The sequence below is a fragment of the Pseudomonas sp. P39-UII1 genome, assembly GCF_039672635.1.
Classification (GTDB): domain Bacteria; phylum Pseudomonadota; class Gammaproteobacteria; order Pseudomonadales; family Pseudomonadaceae; genus Aquipseudomonas.
This window is the reverse complement of the sequence record NZ_JBDFPP010000010.1, coordinates 179,672-200,765: the sequence shown is the minus strand read 5'-3', so window position 1 is coordinate 200,765 and position 21,094 is coordinate 179,672. Positions and strand designations below refer to the sequence as shown.

Genomic DNA, 21,094 nt, shown 5'->3' with positions numbered 1-21,094 from the left:
ACGGGCTCGATGCCCTAGGAGCGGCTCCGCTTCAAGACCTTCCCTCGATGATCAGTCGAGAACTTTCGCCTCTTGGGAGGCGAAAGTCGAGATACAAGGAGCGGCTTCAGCCGCGAAGCAGGCGCCGTGGTGGATGGCACCGGCTTCGCCGGTGTTCGCGGCTGAAGCCGCTCCTACAGGATCCCCGCCATATCAGTAAGTTAGCGTTTGTTTTGTGGGAGCGGGCTTGCCCCGCGAATGGGCGGCGCAGCAAAGCACCTATTCAGCGACCAACAATAAAGATTGCGGCACAGCACTTTGAGGATGCTGCGGCTCCTGCAAGTTCACCAAGCGCAACCCCGCCATATCCAGCGCATTCAACCAGCTGGCCAAGGTGCGGAAATACCACGGCATCGGCTGCCACTGGCCGGCAAGCCCGGCAAACGATTCTTCGCGCCAACCATCCTGGTAATCCCCGTTCGCCATGCTCCAAGGGTGCAGGGTCTGGATCACCATCGTGCCGCTTGGGGCCAATAGCGCTTTCATCGCCGCCAGCAGGGGGATGATGTCCTGGTGCAGCAAGGCGAAGTTGGCGCAGATCAGGTCGTAGTCGCCGCCAATGTCCACTTCTTCAGCGGCCAGTTGTTCATAGCTGGCTTTATGAACCGCTGACGAACCGGCTGCGCGCGCCGCTTCGACCAGCACAGCATCACCGTCCACTCCGACAGCATCGATGCCCCGGTCAGCCAAGGCGCGAAGCAACCAGCCTTCGCCGCAACCAAGATCGAGGACGCGTTCAGGCTGGCGGCCGAGAATCGCCAGCAGGATGGCCTGGTCGGTGACCTGCCGGCGGCTTTCGATGGCGCCGCCGCGAACGGCGTCGATCCAGGCTTTGGCATTGAGCTGCCAGCTAAGCTGCAAGTCGGCTTCAATGGACGGCATGGCGGTATCCTGGCGTGACGTTCACCAAGCATAAATGCCCCGGAGCGGCTCCCGCTACCCCCGCCAGCCACCGCCACGCGGGGTTCACATATTCGCCAGCTCCAGGCTGCTCAGCCCCTGCTGCGGCTTGACGGCGCGTCGCTCCGGATGGGCGCTCGGTGTGATCGAAGCACCTAATTGGTGCGCAGCACATGTGCGTTGCGTAGCCCAAACGTCGAAATCGTTAGCATGCATACGAGTTGGCGCACTCCTTGCTGTCACTTTGCCATTTTCATGTCGCATGTGGTGAAGATAATGTCGCTTTCAAGTAGTTCCATGCCGTTGTCATCAAGCGAAAAGCGTTGGCTCCCCTGGTTGGGGAAAACAGGCAAACTCAGCATGGGCTGGGCCTGCTGGCTCAACCGGGCCAGCTACCCCGTGATCGAGCAAACGTTTGAAGCCATCGCCCAGACCCGCATGCGGTTGCTGCACAGTTGGGCCCGTGAACAGTGGGAGCACTTGAGCGAACTGGCCGATCACCTGACGCCGGGGTTCGCCAATCTCGACAGTAAGGCACTGCACAGCAAGCTTGCGCAGGCTGAAGACTTCTCGGAACTGTTCGTCATCGACTGCATCGGCACGGTCATCGCCTCGACCTGGCCGCAACGCGAAAAGCAGCGGGTCGAGCAAACCGCAGCCGTGGCCGAAGGGCTCAAGGCAGCGTTCCTGCACGGCCCCTACAGGGACCCGCTGACCCTGCAGATTGGCCCTTCGTCGTCGCGCTTTCACGATGAAGTCACCTTGATGTTCTATCAGCCGCTCAAGGCCAACGGCAAGGTGGTCGGCTGCCTCTGTGGCCGGGTGCCCAACGATGTGTTGGGGGACCTTATCCAGCGTGAGGCCGGGCACATCTTCGCCGAGTCGGGCGACAACTACCTGTTCATGGCGCACTCGCGCTTCGACCCTGCAGTCCAGCCGGGCACCGCGTTGTCACGCTCGCGTTTCGAAGACGCTACGTTCACCCAGGGCGAAAACCTCAAGAGCGGGGTGCATACGCGCTGGGCCACCGTGCAGGTTCAACGCCATACGGAGCTTGAGCTGCGCTTCACCGACCCGGCCACGCAGCAGCTTCACCCCGGCGTGCGGGAAACCATCCGCCACGGCGCCAACCTGTTCGTCACCTCCCCCGGTTATTCCGACTACCGCCATGTACCGGTAGTGGGCAAAGGCGTGACGTTCCAGCTGCCCGGTTCACCGGACCGTTGGGGGATGATGTGTGAAGCCGACCTGGAAGAAGTCTACCGTCGGCGCTCGCTCAGCTACGGGCTGATGAAACCGTACATTGCGATCATGGCCGGGCTGTTCGGTTGCAACTTCCTGGTGCAACACTACGCCGGCCTGGCCCAAGGGCTGAACGATGCATTGGCAGCCTTGAGCATGCTGGGGGCCACGCTGTTGTTCAGCGTGGTCGGGCCCCGAAGGCTGGCGGCCAGGCTCAATGACATGAGCGGGGTGCTGCGGACCATCGCCGAGGGTGAAGGCAACCTGCGCCAACGCCTGGACACCACGGCCATGGCCAATGACGAGACCGGCGACATGGCGCGCTGGATCAACAGCTTCATCGACCGCCTCGATTCAGTGGTGGGGCAAGTGGTCAAGGCCAGCCGCACGGTGGGCGCCACCAACCAGATGATGCTGGGGCGCAGCCAGGAGGCGAGCGTCAGCTCTGCCGAGGTAGCCGATGCAGTGCACCAGATGATGATCATCATGGAGGATCAACTGGGCGAACTGCAGCAAGCTTCGGTCAGCGCCGAGCAGATGAAACAGGCCATGGATGAGGTGGTCAGCCGTGCCCGTGAGCAATACCTGGCGGTGCAGGAGGGCACCCAGTCGATTCGTGATGTGGTGGCGCGCTCAGCCTCCAGCGTGCAGTCGCTCGACAGCAGGATGACGCAGATCGGCAACATCACCGGGCTGATCAGCGACATCACCAACCAGACCAACCTGCTGGCCCTCAATGCCGCCATCGAGGCCGCGCGGGCGGGTGAACATGGCCGCGGCTTCGCAGTGGTGGCCGATGAGGTACGCAGCCTGGCCCTGCGCACTGCGCGCGCCGCCGATGAAATCCGGGAAAAAGTCGAAGGCCTGCAGAACGAAACCCAACAAGCAGTGAGCTTCATGGAGGAGGGCGTGCAGAACGTCGATGACAGCCTGCGCCTGGCTGAAGGTGCGTCGTCGGAAAACGTACAGTTGCATCAAGCGGTGGAAGGCATGTTCGCGATCATTCAGCAGCTTCACAGGCGCAGCCTCGTATATGGCAAGACCATCGAGCAGGTCAACCAGTCTTCCAGCGAAATGCGCCAGACGGCGGTGGTGTTGCAGAACAGTGCAGAGACGGTGAAGGTCAATGCCAACAAGCTGCAAAAGCTGGTAGGGCAGTTCGAGGTCAGCAGCGATATCGAACGGGTGGCTGCGGCGTGAACTGCAGTGTGGCTCGATGACTTGGGCGCGAGTTTGTGGGCGGCGGTCTACTTGCGATTCACCCAACGCTGCTGCCTTGCGTTACCATCCGCACCCCGCAAACGGAGCCGCCCATGGCCAAGGACATCGACAACCCCTGCGTCTCGCTCTGCCAGCTCAACAGCGAGCTGTGCGTGAGCTGTGGCCGAACGCGGGATGAGATACGCAAGTGGCGCGGCATGAAGCGCCCGGAGAAAATGGCCACGGTGCAGCGGGCCGCCACGCGAATGAAGGCCATCGTCAAAAAAAGCGCCAAGCGCAAGGGCAGCGACTGATTCATTACTCGTCACCGCCTGTAAAGCTGCGCCTGGATCTCAGGTAAGATGCACGCTCCGTATTCAACGAGCCATGCAACATGGACCCGCACTCGCTTCTCGCCTTCACCCTGGTTGCCGCGATCGCCATCGCCAGCCCGGGTCCCGCCACCCTGATGGCCATCAACAACAGCCTGGCCCACGGGCAGCGCAGCGCGGTGTGGTCGTCGCTGGGCAATGGCAGTGGCCTGTTCTGCCTGTCGGCGGCGGCCATGCTTGGCCTGGGGGCGCTGCTTGCCAGCTCCGAAATGCTGTTCAACGCAGTCAAGGTCATCGGCGCAGGCTACCTGTTCTACCTCGGCGCCCGGCAACTGCTGAAAAAAACCTCGACCCCGGTTGGCACTGCAGAGGCCAGTGCCAGCAAGCCCACCCCGTTCAAACTGTACAAGTCGGCATTCCTGACCGCCGTGACCAACCCCAAGGCGACGATGTTCTTCACCGCCCTGTTCCCGCAGTTCATCGACCAGAGCGCCGCGCTGCTGCCGCAGTTTCTGGCCCTGACCGGCATCTTCGTGGCCTTGTCGCTGGCGTCTCTGAGCCTCTATGCCGCGCTGGCCGCGCGGGCTAAAGGGGTATTGACCCGGCCTGAGTCGTCGCGCTGGGTCAACCGCGTGGTCGGTACCACCTTCATCGGTTTCGGTGCCGCGATTCTGGCCATGCGCCGCCAGGCCAGCTGAGCGCAGGAGCGAGGTTCAGCCGCGCTACGGCCAGGGTTTCAGATGGAACGTTGATTGACCCGCGCCGACAGCTGCTCGGCGCTTTCCTTGCGCTCGGAATAGCGGTCCACCAGCGCGTCCTTGCGATCGCGCAGCAGCAGGGTGAACTTCAGCAGTTCCTCCATCACATCGACAACCCGGTCATAGTAGGCCGAGGGTTTCATTCGCCCCGCCTCGTCGAACTCCAGATACGCCTTGGGCACCGAAGACTGGTTAGGGATGGTGAACATGCGCATCCAGCGGCCCAGCACCCGCAGCTGGTTGACCACGTTGAACGATTGCGAACCGCCGCAAACCTGCATCACCGCCAACGTCTTGCCCTGGGTGGGGCGAACGGCACCCAGCGCCAATGGCACCCAGTCGATCTGCGCCTTGAACACGGCAGACATCGCCCCGTGACGCTCTGGTGAGCACCACACCTGGCCCTCCGACCACTGCATGAGGTCGCGCAACTCTTGCACTTTGCAATGCTCGACTGGCGCATCGTCGGGTAGCGGCAATCCCGATGGATCGAAGATGCGGGTCTGCGCACCGAAGTGCTCCAGCAGGCGGGCGGCTTCCTCTACCAGAAGGCGGCTGAACGAACGCTCTCGCGTGGAGCCGTACAGCAGCAAGATGCGCGGCTTGTGGTTGCTGGCGCGGGTTTCGGGTGGGGCATCGCCGAGCAGGGAAAGGTCGAGGTTGGGCAATTCATTGTGCATGCAGTTGTACCTGTTCAGAGCGAGCCGATGCGGTCCAGCTCGTGCTTGAGTTGTTGAGGGCCGAGCTGGTCGAAGGCGAGCGCGAAGAAGGCGCTGCAGCGCACTTCGATGCGCAGCAGCGTGGCGACAAAAGCGGCGTTGATCTGTGCATCGTCCCCTGCCACGTCGGACGGGTCTTCAAGCCCCCAGTGCGCCTTCAGGGCAGCGCCGAAGTACACCGGGCAAGTCTCGCCGGCTGCCTTGTCGCAGACTGTGATGACCAGGTCTGGCGGGTTGCCTTCGAAGGCATCGTTCCCTTTGCTGCCAAGGCCGTCGATCGAAATACCCGCCTGCTGCAGCGTGGTGAGGCTGCGCGGCAATACCTGGCCTTTGGGAAAACTGCCGGAACTGACAGCTTCAAAGCCTGCCGGCGCCAGGTGATTGAACAGCGCTTCGGACAGGATGCTGCGGCAACTGTTGGCCGTGCACATGAACAACACTCGCATCGATAACTCCTGCCGCTGTGTGGCGGCGTCAAAGGGCTCAGCAGCAGGTGGCTTCACGGACGGGACGCCCGTCCATGGTTTTCAAGCGTGCGCAGTCGTGCGCCAGCCAATCGGCATTGGCCTGCAGCGTGACGTGCAACATCTCGCCCACCCAAGCCGGCAGGGCAGGGTTGAGGCGGTAATAGACCCATTGGCCTTGACGACGGTCCAGCAACAGGCCGCTGTTGCGCAGTTGCGCCAAGTGCCGGCTGATTTTCGGCTGACTGTCATCCAGCGCGCACATCAGTTCGCAGACGCACAACTCGCCCTGGCTGGCGATCAGCAGCGTCGCGCGGGCACGGGTTTCGTCTGCCAGGCTCTTGAAGACTTCAGGAGGGGTGATCATGGGGCATCCATATATGTGAATATGCGTATATACGCATATTCGGATTTCTATCGCAAGCCCTCATCCGCAATGTGATGTTGGTTACGCGCACGCGTATGATGCCAATTGATCAAACCTGTAAACCGAGTGTCACCATGAACCGTCGCAAAAAAATCAACCAGCTACTGAAAGCCCACCAGAAAAAAGCCGCGGCGAAGCTGGCGCCCAAGAGCAAGCCCAAGTACATCTGCAAGGCCGACCGATTGAAGATGGAGGCGCAGGCTGCAGCCGAGCAGAGCACCGTTTCCTAGGGCTGAGGCCGCCTGCCTGGCGGCCGCTACCCCAGGTGTCTCACCCCATCAACGCAGCCGCGAAGGCTTCGGCTGTTGGTGTTTCCTGCCACTGGGCAACGCCGTCCGGCAGGGTTACCCACTGCTGTTTGCGTCGGGTCCAGATATGCGCGACAGGGGTGAGGTGCGCTGCGCCCTCCAGCACGCCGGCGCGCACCACCCGCATGCCGGGCGCGGCTGTCGTCTCGTTGAACATGCGGGTATGGCAAACGCCACAGGCATATTGCGTCGACGTCTGCCCCTCATGTTCATGGGTGTAGGTGCTGGGTTCCCCGGTTAGCTGCACCGCTGACGCCACGCACAGCATGTGCAGGCCGAACGCGCTGCCGCTCCAGCGCTGACAATTGAGGCAGTGGCAGGCATACAGGGGAGGGCGCGCAGCGGCTTCGATTTCGAGCGCGAGTTGCCCGCAGCGGCAATGACCGGTGAATCGCATGATGTTAGTCCTTACAATGGCGTCCGAGATGAATCAGGGGCGCATCATCCTCGTTGGCCGCCCCCGGTAGAAGAGCGAAAAGGGAGCAGCCGTTGGTCAAGAATGTATGAGCGGGCTTGAATGGGAAAGCCAGCGGGTGTTTCTGGCGGTGCTGCGTTCCGGCAGCCTGAGCGGCGCGGCGAAGCTGCTGGGGATTGCCCAGGCCACGGCGCGGCGCCGGCTCGACCACCTGGAACGCTCGCTGGACCTGAGCCTGTTCACCCGCACGCCTGCGGGCCTCACGCCGACCACCGCGGCGCGCGGGCTGATCGAGCATGTCGAGCGTATGGACCATGCTGCGCAGGCGTTCAGCCGCATGGCCAGCGCCGAAACGGCCACCGACAGCGGCACGGTGCGGGTAACTTGTGGCAACTTGCTGGGCGTCGAGGTGCTGCCTGGGTTATTGCGCGACTTTCATCATCGCCACACCGGCGTGAAGCTGGAGTTGAGCATCGGCGACGCGCTTGAAGACATCGCCAGGCTGCAGTCGGACATTGCCGTGCGCCTGCTGCGCCCGGTTGAAGCCGACATCACCGTCAGGCGCGTCGGCAGCTTGCGCATCGGCGTGCATGCCAGCGCCGAGTGCCTGCAGCGCTACGGTAAACCTGAAAACCTCGATGCGTTGCGCCGCGGCCCGCTGATCGGCCCTGACCGGCGCTCGGCCGATGTGCGCCGGTGGGTTGAAACAGGGCTATGTGAGCCGGACCAGTATTTCGCCGTAGCATCCGACAATCATCTGGCCCAGCTCGCTGCGCTGAAGGCTGGGCTGGGTTTCGGCCTGTGCCCGACCTGCATCGGCAAACAGCAGGGGCTCACCCACGTGCTACCCGACAGCTTCGGTTTCGAGGTCGATGTGTGGATCGCGATGCACAGCGACCTGCGCCGGGTCAAGCGTATCGCTCAGGTGTTCGAGGTGTTGGGCGAGGCGTTGCATGACCACCTGAACGCGTGAGCGTCAAAGGGCATACTGGGCGATGCCGTTGCCAAACGACCAGTTCTCTTTGCGTACCTCGACCAGGTTGATGAACACATCCTCCATACGCACCCCGGCTTCGCGGTTGAGCCCTTCGGCGATGGCCAGGTACAGCGCCTTTTTCTGTTCGACCGTACGCCCCTCGCTGAGCGTGATCTGGATGAACACCTGGCCATCGGTGCGCTGGATGCCCAGGTACTGAGGGTCATACACCAGGCGGTCGCCGTCGTGCTCGGTCAGCACCTGGAAGTTGTCGTGATCGGGGACATTGATCGTTTGCTTGAGGGCGGCGTAAACGACGCCACCCAGCTTCTGCAGGTGAGTGGGGTCGGGGTGTCTTCTGATGTCGATGCGTACCAGAGGCATGGGCGGCTCCTAGGCTTGAAAGCTTGGCAGGTCAGCTCACCTGCGAGCTTAGCCAACGCAAGCCACCGCCGCTGGCCGATCATCATCGATGGCGACCTTGCTTGAACGCTGCCACTGCGGCGCTCGCGGGCTTTGTGGGAGCGGCCTTGCCGCGGCTACAAAACAGCCAAGACTGGCCAGGCCAGATGTCAGAAGATATCGATCGGATAACTGATGATCACCCTGTGCTCATCGTAGTCGCTGGCGTTGAAGCCACGGCGAACACTCGCGTTGCGCCAGCGGACTGATGCATTTCGCAGCGCCCCGCTCTGGATCACGTACCCGATCTCCGTCTCCCTGACCCATTCCGTGCCATTGTCCACGGCCGATGTCTTCACGTTGCGGCCCTGCACGTAGCGCGTCATGAATGTCAGGCCCGGGATGCCATAACCCACGAAGTTGAGGTCATAGCGAACCTGCCAGGATTTTTCCCTGGCGTTATCGAACGCATGGTTGAACGTGTTGTTGGCCAGGTAACTGCCACCGGTGCCGGTGATTCTCATCCATCCGCTATCACCGCTGACATCCTGCAGGCCGATGCTCACGGTGTGTTGCCGCACAGTGAGGCCGATCAGTGCGGACGCCGTCTTGTTGTGCAGGCGCCCTGCCTTTGCGCGCCCATCGTCGCTGCCCTGGAAATAGGCAAGGTTTGCGTTCAGTGCTATCCCGGGCGCGAGCTGCCAACCTTGCATCAGGCCCACATAGTGCTGCTCGTAGATATCCTTCAGCTGCCCTGACGCCAGGCGCAACTGGGTCTTTTGCGTGGGTAGCCGATAGTCAGCGCCCACGAATCGGAAGGCATCCGAGCGGGCATTTGCGAACGCCAGGTCTTCCATCGAAGAGTCGTTGCGCAAGCTGGTGCTTGTGAACTGGCCAGCGTACAGGCTCCAGTCCTTGAGCGCTTCAGAGGCAAGCTGTGCGCCCCTGAACGTTTGCGGCAGCGCGCGGAAGTCATCTGCTGTAACAAGAGGAAGATTGGGCATCCATTCACCCGCTTTCAGTTCAGTGGCTGAAAACTTCGCTTTGAAGGCGATGCCCAGTCGGCCAAAGTTGCGTGCGGGGCGTCCGTCATCATCTTTGGGCAGCAACAGCGCGCCGTAATGCCCCGCGCCGCCGTCGAGCTTGATGGCATATTTGCCAAGCACATCGATGCCCACGCCTGAACGCCCTGAGGTGAAGCCGGATTTCAGGTCGAAGATGAAACCTTGTGTCCACTCGCGTGCGTAGTGTTGAGGGGTGTTCGGTGACGTGAAGTTTCTATCGAACAAGAAGTTTCTGGTCGTTAGCGTCGCTTTCGTGTTGTCGATGAAGTCATTGCCATAAGCCTGCGCAGCGCCCATGGCGAAGGGAATCACTAATACCGTGATGCGCGAACCCGCGTGTATTTTCAACATGCCAACCCTTGTTATTTTTATTGATGGGTTCAGGAGGTGACAAGGCCCTGTCAACACAGGGCCTTGTTTGTCTCAGTGGTTGAGTGCGGCGCCTGGGCCAGGCGCCAAGGGTTCGTTCAGATCAAGCCAGCCGAACGCAGTGCGTCGGCGATTTCACGATCTGCGCCTTCGGCAAGTGGCAGCAGCGGCGAGCGTACCGTGGCATGGTCCAGGATGCCGCGGGCAACCAGGCCGTGCTTCAGGGCCACGGTGCCTTCCATGTGCGAGCCACGGTGGTAGACGTTGCGGGTCACCGGCAGCAGCTTGTCGTGAATGGCGCGGGCAGCCGGGTAGTCGCGACGCTTGCCGGCAGCGATCAAGTCGATCAGAGGCTCTGGGGTCAGGCCGCCGTAACCCACCAGCGCGCCATCGACGTCGAACATGGTGTGCAACAGGTATTCGTCGTGGCAGGTGAGGATCTGCAGTTCAGGCACTTCTTTGCGGATCACCGGGATTTCGGTGTCCCAGCGGCGCATGTTGCGTACGCCGTTTTTCATGGCGAAGACGCCGGGTTGTTTGGCGATTTCCAACTGTGTTTCAAGGTCGTAGGTGGCTTTGGTGGCATCCGGGTATTGGAACAGGATCAACGGCAGGCCGCTGTTTTCATAAATTGCCTTGTAACGGTCTTGTGCTGCGCCTTTCTGGTAGCCGAAGCGCAGCCAGCCGTGGGAGGGGTAGACCAGCCCGGCGCTGGCACCATTATCTACGGCACGCTTCGCTTCTTCGGCAGCCACTTGCGTGCCTTCACCGGTAATACCGGCAATGATCGGCAGGCGGCCGCCGCAGGATTCTTTGAACGCTTGAATGACGCGCCCTTGTTCAGCCTGGGTCAGGAAGGTGCCTTCACCGGCGTGGCCCAGCACCACCAGGCCTTTGACGCCGTCGAAACTGGCCAGCCAGGCCCCCAGCTTGTGAATGGCGTCGTAGTCCACCTGGCCCTCACGGGTGAATGGGGTCACCGGCGCAGGAACCAGGCCTTTGAGATCCAGGGTGTTTTTAGTGCTCATGATGTTTCCTCTTGGTTATGAAATGCCGCCACTGACGCGTGCGGGGGCGCAAAAAATACAGGTCTGTACTTTCTGGTAAGTTGGGATCTGAACTTCGGTGTTGCAGGTAATTACGGTTTTATAAACATTGAGTGTTTAGTTTCAGGGTGAGAGTTCTTCCAGAATGCGGCCCTTGGTTTCAATGGCAAACAGCGATGTCATCAAGCCTGTGATAACCAGAACCAATGCGAATGCGCCGAACACGTAGTGGACACCGCCACCGCCTACTGCCAGGCCTACGATCAATGGGCCTGTGGCGGAACCCAACCTGAGCCACGCACTGCCAACACCGGTGCCCAGTGCGCGAAGGCGAGTGGGGTATAACTCTGCCGAGTACAGGTACAGTGAGAACGTCACGGTTTGTACCAAGGCATATGCCAGGCCCGCCAGGGCAAGGATCTGCAGGGGGGCCGTTGCCCCTGTGAAGGTGAGCAGGGCCAATGGCACTGAACCGAGGAACAATGCCCCGACGTACCAGCGGCGGCGCCCTACCTTGTCGATGAGCAGGGCGCATATCACCGCTGCCACCACACCGGCTGCCGAAGTAATGAAGCCATACGCCAGGCTGGTTTCCAGCGGCAGGTTGAAGTGCTGTCGGTACAAGGTGGGCAGCCAGGTAATCAGGCCATTGGCGACCATGTAAGAGCCGAACCACATCGCCCAGATCACCAGCGAGCGCTTGAGGTACATGCCCCGGAACAGTTCCTTCCAGCCCTGGGCATCCGGGGTGCGCTGAATCTGTGGCACTTCAACGGGCGGCTGCAGCACCTTGCCAGCTTTGATGGCGCTGTCCTCCAGCCGATTGACGATCTGGTCCGCTTCCTCAAGCCGCCCTTTGGAAGCCAGCCAGCGCGGCGACTCGAAGAGGAAGAACCGTAACGGGATCAGCAGTGCGGCCGGTACCAGGCCCACCGCGAACATGGCTTTCCAGCCATACACGGGGACGAGCAGGTAGCCGATGACGCCTGCACCCACCAGGCCCAGGAGGAACATCACCTCGTACAGCAAAAAGAACTTGCCGCGTTTTTTCGACCCGATCAGCTCGTTGATATAGGCACTGGCCACCGGCACTTCGCCACCCGTGCCGATGCCCTGGATAAACCTGAAGGCGATCATCATCGCGGCGCTGGCGGCAAACAGGCATGCAACGTCCATGGCCACGAACAACAGGATGGTGAAGGTGAGCACCTTCATGCGCCCGATGCGCTCGGCAAGCCAACCGAAAATCAACGCGCCGAACAGCTGGCCCAGGTAGCCGGCTGAGAGAATCATGCCGATCTGTGCGCCGGACAGCCCCCACTCTTTGGCCAATACCGGCATGGCATAGGCAATTGCGATGATGGTATAGCCGTCGAAGAACGTGGCGGCGCCAATGATGTTGCGTGCCCAGAACACCTGACGGGTGATTGGAAGCCGTTCAAGCCGTGCGCTGATGTTCGCCTGGCTTTTGACCTTGTCGGGCAATGTTTCAACTTCCTGCTGCATCAACATAGCGTGTCCTTTATTGTTGTTAGCTTTATCAGGGACGAGCAGAGCCCGCTGTCTATTGTTCAGCAATCGGGTTTACCGCTGCAGTTTCAGCACTGTTTCGATACAGGCGCGCCGGTGGCTTAGCCGACACTTCCATTGGCTTGCAGTGCTTTGCCAATGGCATCGGCGGCCGCCAACGTTGTTTCCAACGCCCGAACTTTCAGTTCTTCGGCGGTACAACGGACCGCCGGCGCGGCAATACTGATAGCACCCACCGGGTAACCATCGATATCCAACACCGGCACTGCGAGTATTCTCAAGCCTTCGGTAAACAGGGAGTCAGTCAGCACGTAGCCGTTTTCACGAATGTGTTCCAGGGTGTCCGAAAGTCGTTGTTCATCCGCTTGCGGTTTCATGATGAAAGGCATCAAAGGCTGCAATTGGGCGATGCGTTCCACCTCAGCCTTTGGCAGGAAGGCCAGGATCGCACGGCCAACAGCGGTTTGCGCTGCGGGGACCGTGGTGCCGACTCGGATATCGACACCGAGGCGGGTGATGCCTGCGCGCACTCGCTCCAGGTAAAGCACGTCGGCCCCCTGCAGCACGGCGAAACTTGCAGCCTCATGGGTTTCGCTGACCAGGCCCCGCAGAATGGGGCGCACGATACTGCGCAGGTCTGTTCTGGCAATGGCGTGGAAGCCAAGGTCGAGCACTTTCAGCGTCAAGGCAAAACGGCGACTCTCTGGCAGCCTGGAGACATAGCCCAGGTCCACCAGGGTATTGAGCATCCTGAACGTGGTGCCGGGGTCGAGCTCAGCGGCTGCCGCGATTTGGCTCAGCGTGAGCTCTTCATTGTCGGCAGTGAACGACTCCAGTACCCGAAAACCTTTTGCCAGCGATTGCACAGTACTGCGTGCTTTCTTGTCATCCAGTTCCTTCATGGCGGTAGTGCCGGGAGCAACTTGTTTAACGACTTTATCCATGGCTTCGCACCTTTTTTGTTTTTTCGGATTGCGAAATATTTTTCTTTCATTTAGATTATCACTTAGTCTGCTAACGATCTATTCGATTTTTAATCGCTTGAACTCTTTTCTATTCTGATAGTGAATAAGCAGCGCACTAGGCTATGCGTCGCGTGGTCTAAACCCTGTACCGTATGACGGTATTAATGCTTTTATTTTCATTAGTTTAACCAGCGTGCCATTGGCGTCATCGACGGCTTCTGCGCGGATCGCCCACGCGCTTCCTCCCACTAAAAATCGCGTCATGTCACCCCAGTTCAATTAGCATGGGGCGCCCAACGCCGCCTGCCTGGCACATCAGGCTCCCTTCTCTGCGAACTGACATAGCTCCCGATGACCGTCTTTTATCTCAAGTTCCTCATCACCCCCACACTCATGCTGGCCATCTCGCTGGCGGCCAGGCGCTGGGGTACGCAAATTGGCGGGCTGCTCTCCGGGCTGCCCGTGACGTCCGCGCTGGTCATGCTGTTTCTGAGCCTTGAACAAGGGCCGGGCTTTGCGTTGCAGGCGGTGCCTGGGGCATTGGCGGGGTTGGCTGCGGTGCAGGCGACTTACCTGTTCTACTTCCTGGTGACGCGCCGCGTGGGTGCGCTTACCGGCTGCATCGCGGCGCTGGCGGTCTACGCTGCGAGCGCCTTTGTAATGAGCCGGATAGGGGAGGTGGCGCTGTCGGTCGGCGTGACGGTGCTGCTGCTGACGCTGATCATCGTCGTCACTTCGACGAAGGCACAGGCCCACGCCGCAAACGTCGTGCCGTTGCCACGCTGGGTGATCCCGATGCGCATGCTCACGGCAACGCTGCTGCTGGCGGCGATCACCGCCAGTGCCCAATGGCTCGGGCCGGTCGCCAGCGGGCTGTTGGCGCCGATCCCGATCATTGCCTGGCCGCTCGCGGTGTTCGCCCACGTTCAGGGCGGGCACCACGAGTTGGGGGCCATTGTGCGTGGCAACGCCATTGGCGCGGTGGGGGTGCTGGGCTTCTACCTGGCTGTGAAAAGCACCATCGTAGCGCTGGGGACTGTGCCGTCGATCTCGGCCGCAGTGGTGCTTGCGGTGGTGGCGACCTTCGTGTTGGCGAAGGTGCTGGACAAGCGTTGAGCCGCCCTCAGAAGTCGTAGCGGGCCGTGACCCCCAGCGTGCGCGGCGTGCCCAGCACGCCGGTGTAGGCGCCATTGGGCGAGTTCCACAAGGTGGTGTAGTAGGTCTTGTCGAAGGCGTTTTTCAGCCACAGCGAGACGTCCCACTGGCCATCCCCAAGGTCGCCGCGCAGCCCTGCCGATACATTCACCAGCGCATAGCTCGGCAATTGTGCGTAGCGCGAGTCGTCGACCGTGCCCACGGCATGGGAGCGGAACGCGTAACTGGCATTCACGTAGGGCCGCAGCGCTTGCAGTTGCCATTCGTAGGTGCCGTTGCCATTGAAGGTCCACTTCGAGGCGCCGACCACAGCGTGCCCGCCCAGGTCGCAGGACGCCGGCGCGCCCGGCTGCAGTGCCACCTCGGCGGGGCAGGGTGCGTCGGGGTAGGAGAGGTAGCGCACGTCGTTGAAGGCGCCGTTGAAGTTTAGCGTCAGCCCTCTTGCGGGCAGAATGGTGGCCTCGAACTCGGCGCCACGGCTGCGCACCGCACCCGCATTGGTCAGGTAGCTGGTCAGGTTGACGTCGTCGTAGGCGTTGGTCTGGTAACCGTGCACCAGCGTCCAGAACAGGTTGGCGTTGAGTTGCAGGCGTTGGTCGAACAGCGAACTCTTGATCCCCAGCTCGGCATCATTGGCGCGCTCGCTGCCGATCAGCAGCGAATCGGCGCCGGCCACCGGGGCGCTGGCCACTGACAGGTTGACGCCGCCGGACTTCTCGCCATGGGACAGCGAAACGTAGCCCATCACCTGTTCATCGAAGCGATAACTCAGGCTCAGCAGCGCCGAGGGGCTGAAACTGTACAGGTTGAGGTCGCCCGAGTCGTAGGCGCCGAGCCTTGCGTTGCGCACGTTGGCAGCGCGACCGTCGACGGCCACACCGCCAACCGGCGCATCGCGGGTAACGCGTGCCTGCTTGGCCTCGTAGGTGCCGCGCACGCCGGCAGTGAATTCCAGGCGCGGTGCAAGGTGCCAGGTACCTTGGGCGAACAGCGCGAAGCTGTCGGTATCGACATGCCCGTGGCCGATGCTGGTGACGTTGTTCAGCGCGCCCTGGGGCGTGCCGTTCCAGGTGTCGGCGAGTGGCCCGTAGGCGGTGAACACTTTGTTGCGCATCGCCTGATGGAAGTAGAACGCCCCCAGTACATAGTCGAATGTGCCACCCGACGGCGACGCCAGGCGCAGCTCCTGGCTGTATTGCTCGTCGCGCGCTGACTGGCCGACGTTGTACATCACCGGCACGTTCAGTTCGTCATCGTTGCGTGGGGTGAAATCCCACCAGCGGTAGGCACTGACCGATGTCAGGGTGTAGTCGCCGGGGGTGGTCCAGTTGGCTTCCAGGCTGGTCCCCCCCTGGAACACCGTTACGCGTTGGTCTGCGTCCAGGTTGACGTGGCGACCGTGCGCCAGTGTCGCGCCGACCGCGTCAGCGCGCTGCTGGTAAAGGTTGACGCCGTTGATGGCCGGCCCGGTGCTGAACAGCGAGCGAGTTCCGGCACTGGACGCTTCTTCGTTGTAATCGGCGATCCAGCGTGCGTTGAACGCTTCGTTGGGCTCGAACAGCAATTGGCCGCGTACGCCCTGGCGGGTGCCGCCGCCCAGGGTATGCCCGTCGAAATCGTTTTTCACGTAGCCGTTCTCGCGGGTGCGGTACGCCGAGACGCGCCCGGCCACTGTCGTGCTCAACGGGCCGGAGACACTTGCCTGGCTCTGCACGTAGCCATCTTCGCCCAACGAGCTGGACACGCGCCCCTCCGGGGTGAAGGTGGGCTTGTGGGTACTGATGTTCAGCACCCCGGCAGTGGTGTTCTTGCCGAACAGCGTGCCTTGCGGCCCGCGCAGCAGCTCCAGCTGGTCGATGTCCAGCAGGTCGAACACGGCCATGCCCGGGCGGCCCAGGTAGACGTTGTCCAGGTAGATCCCGGCACTGCCTTCAAGGCCGTCGCTGGCCGGGTTGTTGCCCAGCCCGCGAATCGACAGGCTCGACTGGCGGGCGTGCATGAACGCGACGTTGACGCTGGGCAGCGCCTGCTGAAGGTCTTGCAGGCGATACAGGCGCTGGTCATCGAGGGTTTGCGCCGAGAGCACGGTCATGGCGGCAGGCACCGACTGCGCATCTTCGCTGCGTCGGCGGCTGGTGACAGTGACCGTGCGCAGGGTGGTGTCATTGGCCGCGGCGCCGGTGTTTACGGCTGTGCTGTCAGCGGGGGCGGCCCATACCGGCGGCGCGCAGGCCAGGGCAAGCAGGGAAGGGGCCAGCATGCGCAAGGCGCACGCGCAGGCGAGGTGTGGAACGGGCGTGGTCATCATGAACTCCAGGCATGAATGGACCTCGCTGCGCGTGGTTTGCGTAAGCGTGATCAACGGTTGGGGGTGGGGTAGGGGTCAGTCGCGCAGCCAGGGGATGTCCTGGCGCTGGTAACGGTGTGCGCGGAAGATGGCGTTGTTTTCACCGGGCAGGTAGGCCCGCGAGGCGGCGTCCGGGTAGGCGGCAAAATGCGGGTTGATGTACTCCCACACCACGTCACCTGTGCGGGTCACTTCGAACAGGCGGCCAAAGTTGGCTTCGGTGACCAGCACGTTGCCGTTGTGCAGCGCCTGGGCACCGCCCATGAACGGGCTGAAGAACGCGTAACCGGGGGCATCGGCATACTGCCAGACGATGCGCTGCTCGACCGGGTCGACCTCGATCACGCGCGAATGCGGCATCGACACATGCGGCCGCGAAATGCCGTTGTCGAACACCAGCACGTTGCCGTTTTCCAGCTCGCTGGGGCAATGCTGCTGCGCCACCAGGTCATGGCCCAGGCGCCACAGCACACGGCCGCTGCCGCGCTGCACGCAGATCACCGAAGACACGCTGCGCAGGCTGAGCAGCACCTTGCCATCGCTGGCTGGGGTCACGGCATTGGTCATCGGCCAGTGGTAGCGTTCGAAACAGTCGTGCAGGGGATAGTCTTCCGGGGCCAGGTGCTCCCAGCTGCGCCACTCCCACAGCAGGTTGCCGGCGCGGTCGACTTCTTTCACCACATCGCCGTAGATCACGCCGCCGGGGGCTTCACTGCCCGGGATGCCGCCCAGCACCCGCTGTGCAATGTGCACTGGCAGCGGTTCGGCGGTGGTGTACAGCAGGTTGCCGTTGGCCAGCCATTGGGCATCGTGGTGGTGCGCAAGGTCGGTGTGCTGCCAGACGATCTCGCCCTCCGGGGTCACCTCGCTGAACTGGCCGCCATGCCACACCGACCAGCCCGGGAAGCGATCTGCCGAGTCCGGGTGGTTGCCGTTGTAGCCCAGGTTGCCGTTGGCCAGCAGCACCGCATCGCGCCCAGGGCGCTGGGGCAGCGCCCAGCGATGCACTTCGCGGCCTTGCAGGTCGATCAAAAAGACCTTGCCGCCTGCCGTTTGCGGGGCGAACAGGGTGTAGCCGCCAGCAGAGCGTTGTTCGTCCACGGCGATCAGGCCGGTGGCGTGGCGCCGCAGGGTGGTGGTATCGAGTCGTGACATGGGTTTCTCCAGGGTGAGCGCCGCCGTACCGCGTGGGGCGGCAGGCGGGCGAAACGGGTTCAGTGGGCGCTGGGCAGCAGGGCGTTGTAACGCGGGTCGAAAAAGTCGCTGACCTGCACCGGCCGGGGGATCAGGCGGGCCTGGGCGAAGGCATCGGCCAGGCGCTGTTGCAGTGCGCTGACCCGGTCATCCAGCGGTACGAAGCGCAGCTGCTGATGGTCGAGCATCTCCTGCACCAACGGCAGTGGCAGCCGCGTGGCCTGCGCCAGCTGCTCGGCCCAGGGCCCGGGGTTGGCGCTGGCCCAGGCCTGTGCCCTGGCCAGGCGCTGGATAAAGTCACCGACCAGTGCGCGCTGCAGCGGGTCGCCCAACGAACGCTCGCTGGCCAGGGTGAAGTTCAGGCCGGTCTCCGGCCACGGGCTGCCGTCCAGCAAGCGCCGCGCGCCTTGTGCGATGGCCTGGCCAACGAAGGGGTACCACACCGCCCAGGCGTCCAGCTGGCCACCGGCAAAGGCGTTCTGCGCGTCCACAGGGCTTGCATACACCACCTCTACATCGCGGCTGCCCAGCCCCGCCTGGGCAAGGGCGGCGAGCAGCAGGTAGTGCCCGCTGGTGCCCTTGGCCACGGCGATGCGCTTGCCCTTGAGGTCGGCTACCCGCTGAACGGTCGAGTCGCCGGGGACCAGCAGGGCATTGTTGTTCTGCGCGCCTTCGGCTGCTGCGACGATACGCACCTGAGCGTGGCCAGCCTGGGCGAAGACGGGTGGGGCGTTGCCCACCACGCCTACGTCGATGGCCCCGGCGTTCAGCGCCTCGAGCAGCGGCGGGCCAGCGACGAAGGGGCGCCAGGCCAGGTGATACGGCAGCGCGCGGTCTTCCCCAGCGGCGCTTAGCAGCGCGCGCGTCAGGCCGCTCTGGTCGCCGACCTTCAGCTGCGCCTCGGCCAGCGCTGCCGGGCTTTGGCCTGCCAGCGCCGAGGGTTCGGCCTGCACCTGGCCTGCGAGCAGCAGGTGGCTGGCCAGCGCACTGAAGAGCAGGGTGTGCAGGCGCTTGGTCAGGCTCGGCTTTGTGTGCATCATTGCGGCTCTCGAATCATCGGACGGCTTGAGTATGTCGAGGCAACCGCTGCGCCACTATGCCAAACACCCCTCCTTTTCTGCCATGGGCTGCCCGCGTACGGTGCTGGTGCTGGCGTTTCCAGGGGCATTGCTGCTCAACGCGGCCGGGCCGCTGGAGGTGTTTGCGGCCGCCGCGCGCGTGCTGGGCGACGCGTTCGCCAGGCAGCCGCCTTACCGGGTAGTGCTGGCGTCGCCGGCAGGCGGGCCGATCGAAAGCATCTCTGGCATCGTCGTGCAAACCCGAGCCCTTGCCGATATCGGTGGCGACGAGGCGGTGGACACACTGATCGTGATCGGCGGCCCTGGCGTTACTGTTGTTGAACAGAACAGCGGTGTGATCGACTGGCTGCGTGCCCGTGTTCCGGCGCTGCGGCGGGTCTGTTCGGTGGGCACGGGGGCCTTCGCCCTGGCCGCGGCAGGGCTGCTGGAGGGGCGGCGGGTGGTCACCCACTGGAAGTTCGCCGATGACCTGCAGCGCAGTTACCCCAGCCTGGATGTGGAGCGCAGCGCGCTGTTCCTGCGCGATGAAGGGTTGTGGACCTGCGGCGGCGCCGCAGCAGGCATCGACCTGGGCCTGGCCTTGCTGGAGGAAGACCTAGGCCCCCATGCCGCGCTGGCCCTTGCCCGCTACTTCACCGTGTTCCTGCGCCGCTCTGCAGAACAGTCGCAACTGAGCGCCACCCTCAAGGCCCAGAGCGACGCCCTGCGCACCGACCGGGATCAGCGCCTGGTGCGCCTGCACGCGTGGATGGCAGAGAACCTGGGCGGCGACCTGCGCGTCGAGCGGCTGGCCGAACGCTTCGGCATGAGCCCCCGGCATTTTGCCCGCGCTTATGTTGCAGCCACCGGCGGCACACCGGCCCAGACCGTCGAAACGCTACGCCTGGAAGCGGCCTGCCGGCTGCTGGAGACCAGCGCCGAGCCCGTCAAGCGCATTGCGGTGTCCACCGGTTTTGGCAACGAAGAGCGCATGCGCCGCAGCTTCCAGCGCCAGCTTGGCATCAGCCCGTTGGGTTATCGCTCGCGGGCGCGCACCCGGCAACTGGAAGGGCAGGCGCCAATGCAGGGCCAGACTGGCTACCGCCACGATGAAGCGGTGCTGGTCGGGCTGTCGCGCATTGCCAACTGATCACGGCTGACTCGCGCGACAGGCCACGCGGCCGGTGAACTTGGCCTAAAGTTAGCGGCACGCTAGATGGCGCAATGAAATTATCGAACCAGACCACAACTATTTTCATCGCCGGCTGTCACTTCTCGAAGCCGCCATGATCATCGGTCAGTCGGCATGTCATTTTCAGGAGCGAACCGCACATGGCAGCACTGCAGAACAGCACGTTGGAAGCGATTGTCAGCAATCAGGCGCAACTGCTAGGGGAATGGCTGGCCGCACTCGAAGCCAACGGCGCCACGCGAAATATCCGTGAGCAGGACCTGCGTCAGGAAACCCGGGATTTTCTTCAGCTAGTGATCGACGGCCTGCGCAGCGAGTGTGGTACCGAGATTAGTGTCGCGGGCTGGGAGGAAGCCCGACGTTTTCTGGAGAAGCTATCTGCCAGCCGTGCGCAGGTCGGCCAAGAGTCCCACCAGACTGCCTACTTCATTTTTGCCCTCAAAGGCCCGCTGTTCACGCTGCTGCAGGCGCATTACCGCGAGCAACCGGCGTTGCTCGCCGAGCAGCTCTGGGAAGTTTCGCAGCTGCTCGATGCATTAGGCCTGCACAGCATCCGCACCTACCAGAAAAACCGTGAGGCGGTGATCAAGCGCCAGCAGGAAGAGCTGCTGGAGCTGTCTACCCCGGTCGTCAAACTGTGGGAGGGCGTACTGGCCCTGCCGCTGATCGGCACGCTCGACTCGCAGCGCAGCCAGACCGTGATGGAATCTTTGCTGCAGCGCATCGTCGACACCGGCTCCGAAATCGCCATCATCGACATCACCGGTGTGCCCACCGTGGATACACTGGTGGCCCAGCACCTGCTCAAGACCGTGACGGCCATCCGCCTGATGGGCGCCGATTGCATCATCAGCGGCGTGCGCCCGCAGATCGCCCAGACCATCGTGCACCTGGGCCTGGACCTGGGCACGCTGACCACCAAGTCCAACCTGGCCGATGCCCTGAAACTGGCGCTGTCGCGCCTGGGTACCAGCACTGGCGAGCGGGTGTGA

At 62.7% G+C, this 21,094-nt stretch carries 21 protein-coding genes; 8 read left to right on the top strand and 13 right to left on the bottom strand.

Annotated features, from left to right (window positions below; all coding sequences use genetic code 11):
* Positions 1-258: 258 nt before the first annotated feature.
* A complete protein-coding gene (locus ABEH27_RS15340; RefSeq protein ID WP_346614409.1) occupies positions 259-921 on the bottom strand; it encodes a class I SAM-dependent methyltransferase in 663 nt (220 codons plus the stop codon).
* Positions 922-1,215: 294 nt separating this feature from the next.
* Between ABEH27_RS15340 and ABEH27_RS15335 the strand changes: the two genes are divergently transcribed.
* The 3 genes from ABEH27_RS15335 to ABEH27_RS15325 all read left to right on the top strand — a co-directional run bounded on the left by ABEH27_RS15335 (position 1,216) and on the right by ABEH27_RS15325 (position 4,411).
* Positions 1,216-3,381: a methyl-accepting chemotaxis protein gene (locus ABEH27_RS15335; RefSeq protein ID WP_346614408.1), complete on the top strand. Its 2,166-nt coding sequence runs from the start codon at positions 1,216-1,218 to the stop codon at positions 3,379-3,381.
* A gap of 113 nt (positions 3,382-3,494) precedes the next feature.
* The gene (locus ABEH27_RS15330) at positions 3,495-3,695 is read left to right on the top strand and encodes a DUF1289 domain-containing protein (protein WP_346614407.1); all 201 of its coding nucleotides are present in this window, start codon (positions 3,495-3,497) and stop codon (positions 3,693-3,695) included.
* 80 nt (positions 3,696-3,775) lie between these two features.
* The gene (locus ABEH27_RS15325) at positions 3,776-4,411 is read left to right on the top strand and encodes a LysE family translocator (protein ID WP_346614406.1); all 636 of its coding nucleotides are present in this window, start codon (positions 3,776-3,778) and stop codon (positions 4,409-4,411) included.
* Positions 4,412-4,449: 38 nt separating this feature from the next.
* Here ABEH27_RS15325 and arsH read toward each other — a convergent pair whose 3' ends face one another.
* Genes arsH through ABEH27_RS15310 form a run of 3 tightly spaced genes read right to left on the bottom strand, consistent with a single transcriptional unit; the run spans position 4,450 to position 6,021 of the window.
* Positions 4,450-5,151 (bottom strand): arsenical resistance protein ArsH, encoded by a 702-nt coding sequence (gene arsH, locus ABEH27_RS15320; RefSeq protein ID WP_346614405.1) that lies wholly within the window; start codon positions 5,149-5,151, stop codon positions 4,450-4,452.
* 14 nt (positions 5,152-5,165) lie between these two features.
* Positions 5,166-5,636 (bottom strand): arsenate reductase ArsC, encoded by a 471-nt coding sequence (locus ABEH27_RS15315; RefSeq protein WP_346614404.1) that lies wholly within the window; start codon positions 5,634-5,636, stop codon positions 5,166-5,168.
* 37 nt (positions 5,637-5,673) lie between these two features.
* Positions 5,674-6,021, bottom strand: coding sequence for a metalloregulator ArsR/SmtB family transcription factor (locus tag ABEH27_RS15310; protein WP_346614403.1), 348 nt, complete (start codon positions 6,019-6,021; stop codon positions 5,674-5,676).
* A 134-nt stretch (positions 6,022-6,155) separates the two neighbouring features.
* Here ABEH27_RS15310 and ABEH27_RS15305 point away from each other — a divergent pair, with 134 nt between their 5' ends.
* Positions 6,156-6,311, top strand: a complete 156-nt coding sequence (locus ABEH27_RS15305; RefSeq protein WP_346614402.1) for a DUF2986 domain-containing protein — start codon at positions 6,156-6,158, stop codon at positions 6,309-6,311.
* 40 nt (positions 6,312-6,351) lie between these two features.
* On the opposite strand, the gene ABEH27_RS15300 is transcribed toward ABEH27_RS15305, so the two are convergent.
* On the bottom strand, positions 6,352-6,786 hold the full coding sequence (locus ABEH27_RS15300; RefSeq protein WP_346614401.1) for a GFA family protein: 435 nt from the start codon (positions 6,784-6,786) through the stop codon (positions 6,352-6,354).
* Between the two features lie 106 nt (positions 6,787-6,892).
* On the opposite strand from ABEH27_RS15300, the gene ABEH27_RS15295 reads away from it, so the two are divergent.
* Positions 6,893-7,777 carry a LysR family transcriptional regulator gene (locus tag ABEH27_RS15295; protein ID WP_346614400.1) on the top strand — a complete coding sequence of 295 codons (885 nt, stop codon included), beginning with the start codon at positions 6,893-6,895 and terminating at the stop codon, positions 7,775-7,777.
* A gap of 3 nt (positions 7,778-7,780) precedes the next feature.
* Here ABEH27_RS15295 and ABEH27_RS15290 read toward each other — a convergent pair whose 3' ends face one another.
* The 5 genes from ABEH27_RS15290 to ABEH27_RS15270 all read right to left on the bottom strand — a co-directional run bounded on the left by ABEH27_RS15290 (position 7,781) and on the right by ABEH27_RS15270 (position 13,135).
* Positions 7,781-8,164 carry a tautomerase family protein gene (locus tag ABEH27_RS15290; RefSeq protein ID WP_346614399.1) on the bottom strand — a complete coding sequence of 128 codons (384 nt, stop codon included), beginning with the start codon at positions 8,162-8,164 and terminating at the stop codon, positions 7,781-7,783.
* Positions 8,165-8,352: 188 nt separating this feature from the next.
* The gene (locus ABEH27_RS15285) at positions 8,353-9,597 is read right to left on the bottom strand and encodes an OprD family porin (protein ID WP_346614398.1); all 1,245 of its coding nucleotides are present in this window, start codon (positions 9,595-9,597) and stop codon (positions 8,353-8,355) included.
* A 116-nt stretch (positions 9,598-9,713) separates the two neighbouring features.
* Positions 9,714-10,643, bottom strand: a complete 930-nt coding sequence (locus ABEH27_RS15280; RefSeq protein WP_346614397.1) for a dihydrodipicolinate synthase family protein — start codon at positions 10,641-10,643, stop codon at positions 9,714-9,716.
* Positions 10,644-10,784: 141 nt separating this feature from the next.
* A complete protein-coding gene (locus ABEH27_RS15275; RefSeq protein ID WP_346614396.1) occupies positions 10,785-12,167 on the bottom strand; it encodes an MFS transporter in 1,383 nt (460 codons plus the stop codon).
* A gap of 125 nt (positions 12,168-12,292) precedes the next feature.
* The gene (locus ABEH27_RS15270; protein ID WP_346614395.1) at positions 12,293-13,135 is read right to left on the bottom strand and encodes an IclR family transcriptional regulator; all 843 of its coding nucleotides are present in this window, start codon (positions 13,133-13,135) and stop codon (positions 12,293-12,295) included.
* A gap of 372 nt (positions 13,136-13,507) precedes the next feature.
* Between ABEH27_RS15270 and ABEH27_RS15265 the strand changes: the two genes are divergently transcribed.
* The gene (locus ABEH27_RS15265) at positions 13,508-14,272 is read left to right on the top strand and encodes a hypothetical protein (RefSeq protein ID WP_346614394.1); all 765 of its coding nucleotides are present in this window, start codon (positions 13,508-13,510) and stop codon (positions 14,270-14,272) included.
* A 7-nt stretch (positions 14,273-14,279) separates the two neighbouring features.
* On the opposite strand, the gene ABEH27_RS15260 is transcribed toward ABEH27_RS15265, so the two are convergent.
* The 3 genes from ABEH27_RS15260 to ABEH27_RS15250 form a co-directional block, all read right to left on the bottom strand.
* Positions 14,280-16,616, bottom strand: coding sequence for a TonB-dependent receptor (locus tag ABEH27_RS15260; RefSeq protein WP_346614393.1), 2,337 nt, complete (start codon positions 16,614-16,616; stop codon positions 14,280-14,282).
* Between the two features lie 78 nt (positions 16,617-16,694).
* Positions 16,695-17,813 carry an aryl-sulfate sulfotransferase gene (locus ABEH27_RS15255; protein ID WP_346614392.1) on the bottom strand — a complete coding sequence of 373 codons (1,119 nt, stop codon included), beginning with the start codon at positions 17,811-17,813 and terminating at the stop codon, positions 16,695-16,697.
* 59 nt (positions 17,814-17,872) lie between these two features.
* On the bottom strand, positions 17,873-18,892 hold the full coding sequence (locus ABEH27_RS15250) for an ABC transporter substrate-binding protein (protein WP_346614391.1): 1,020 nt from the start codon (positions 18,890-18,892) through the stop codon (positions 17,873-17,875).
* 31 nt (positions 18,893-18,923) lie between these two features.
* Between ABEH27_RS15250 and ABEH27_RS15245 the strand changes: the two genes are divergently transcribed.
* Together ABEH27_RS15245 and ABEH27_RS15240 are read left to right on the top strand one after the other, a co-directional pair.
* A complete protein-coding gene (locus ABEH27_RS15245; RefSeq protein ID WP_346614390.1) occupies positions 18,924-20,060 on the top strand; it encodes a helix-turn-helix domain-containing protein in 1,137 nt (378 codons plus the stop codon).
* A 182-nt stretch (positions 20,061-20,242) separates the two neighbouring features.
* A complete protein-coding gene (locus ABEH27_RS15240) occupies positions 20,243-21,094 on the top strand; it encodes an STAS domain-containing protein (protein WP_346614389.1) in 852 nt (283 codons plus the stop codon).

Bases quoted from the DNA above. Each gene is read 5' to 3' on its own strand.
- ABEH27_RS15340 (WP_346614409.1), bottom strand. From the start codon at position 921: ATGCCGTCCATTGAAGCCGACTTGCAGCTTAGCTGGCAGCTCAATGCC.
- ABEH27_RS15335 (WP_346614408.1), top strand. From the start codon at position 1,216: ATGTCGCTTTCAAGTAGTTCCATGCCGTTGTCATCAAGCGAAAAGCGT.
- ABEH27_RS15330 (WP_346614407.1), top strand. From the start codon at position 3,495: ATGGCCAAGGACATCGACAACCCCTGCGTCTCGCTCTGCCAGCTCAAC.
- ABEH27_RS15325 (WP_346614406.1), top strand. From the start codon at position 3,776: ATGGACCCGCACTCGCTTCTCGCCTTCACCCTGGTTGCCGCGATCGCC.
- arsH (WP_346614405.1), bottom strand. From the start codon at position 5,151: ATGCACAATGAATTGCCCAACCTCGACCTTTCCCTGCTCGGCGATGCC.
- ABEH27_RS15315 (WP_346614404.1), bottom strand. From the start codon at position 5,636: ATGCGAGTGTTGTTCATGTGCACGGCCAACAGTTGCCGCAGCATCCTG.
- ABEH27_RS15310 (WP_346614403.1), bottom strand. From the start codon at position 6,021: ATGATCACCCCTCCTGAAGTCTTCAAGAGCCTGGCAGACGAAACCCGT.
- ABEH27_RS15305 (WP_346614402.1), top strand. From the start codon at position 6,156: ATGAACCGTCGCAAAAAAATCAACCAGCTACTGAAAGCCCACCAGAAA.
- ABEH27_RS15300 (WP_346614401.1), bottom strand. From the start codon at position 6,786: ATGCGATTCACCGGTCATTGCCGCTGCGGGCAACTCGCGCTCGAAATC.
- ABEH27_RS15295 (WP_346614400.1), top strand. From the start codon at position 6,893: ATGAGCGGGCTTGAATGGGAAAGCCAGCGGGTGTTTCTGGCGGTGCTG.
- ABEH27_RS15290 (WP_346614399.1), bottom strand. From the start codon at position 8,164: ATGCCTCTGGTACGCATCGACATCAGAAGACACCCCGACCCCACTCAC.
- ABEH27_RS15285 (WP_346614398.1), bottom strand. From the start codon at position 9,597: ATGTTGAAAATACACGCGGGTTCGCGCATCACGGTATTAGTGATTCCC.
- ABEH27_RS15280 (WP_346614397.1), bottom strand. From the start codon at position 10,643: ATGAGCACTAAAAACACCCTGGATCTCAAAGGCCTGGTTCCTGCGCCG.
- ABEH27_RS15275 (WP_346614396.1), bottom strand. From the start codon at position 12,167: ATGCAGCAGGAAGTTGAAACATTGCCCGACAAGGTCAAAAGCCAGGCG.
- ABEH27_RS15270 (WP_346614395.1), bottom strand. From the start codon at position 13,135: ATGGATAAAGTCGTTAAACAAGTTGCTCCCGGCACTACCGCCATGAAG.
- ABEH27_RS15265 (WP_346614394.1), top strand. From the start codon at position 13,508: ATGACCGTCTTTTATCTCAAGTTCCTCATCACCCCCACACTCATGCTG.
- ABEH27_RS15260 (WP_346614393.1), bottom strand. From the start codon at position 16,616: ATGACCACGCCCGTTCCACACCTCGCCTGCGCGTGCGCCTTGCGCATG.
- ABEH27_RS15255 (WP_346614392.1), bottom strand. From the start codon at position 17,813: ATGTCACGACTCGATACCACCACCCTGCGGCGCCACGCCACCGGCCTG.
- ABEH27_RS15250 (WP_346614391.1), bottom strand. From the start codon at position 18,892: ATGATGCACACAAAGCCGAGCCTGACCAAGCGCCTGCACACCCTGCTC.
- ABEH27_RS15245 (WP_346614390.1), top strand. From the start codon at position 18,924: ATGTCGAGGCAACCGCTGCGCCACTATGCCAAACACCCCTCCTTTTCT.
- ABEH27_RS15240 (WP_346614389.1), top strand. From the start codon at position 20,243: ATGGCAGCACTGCAGAACAGCACGTTGGAAGCGATTGTCAGCAATCAG.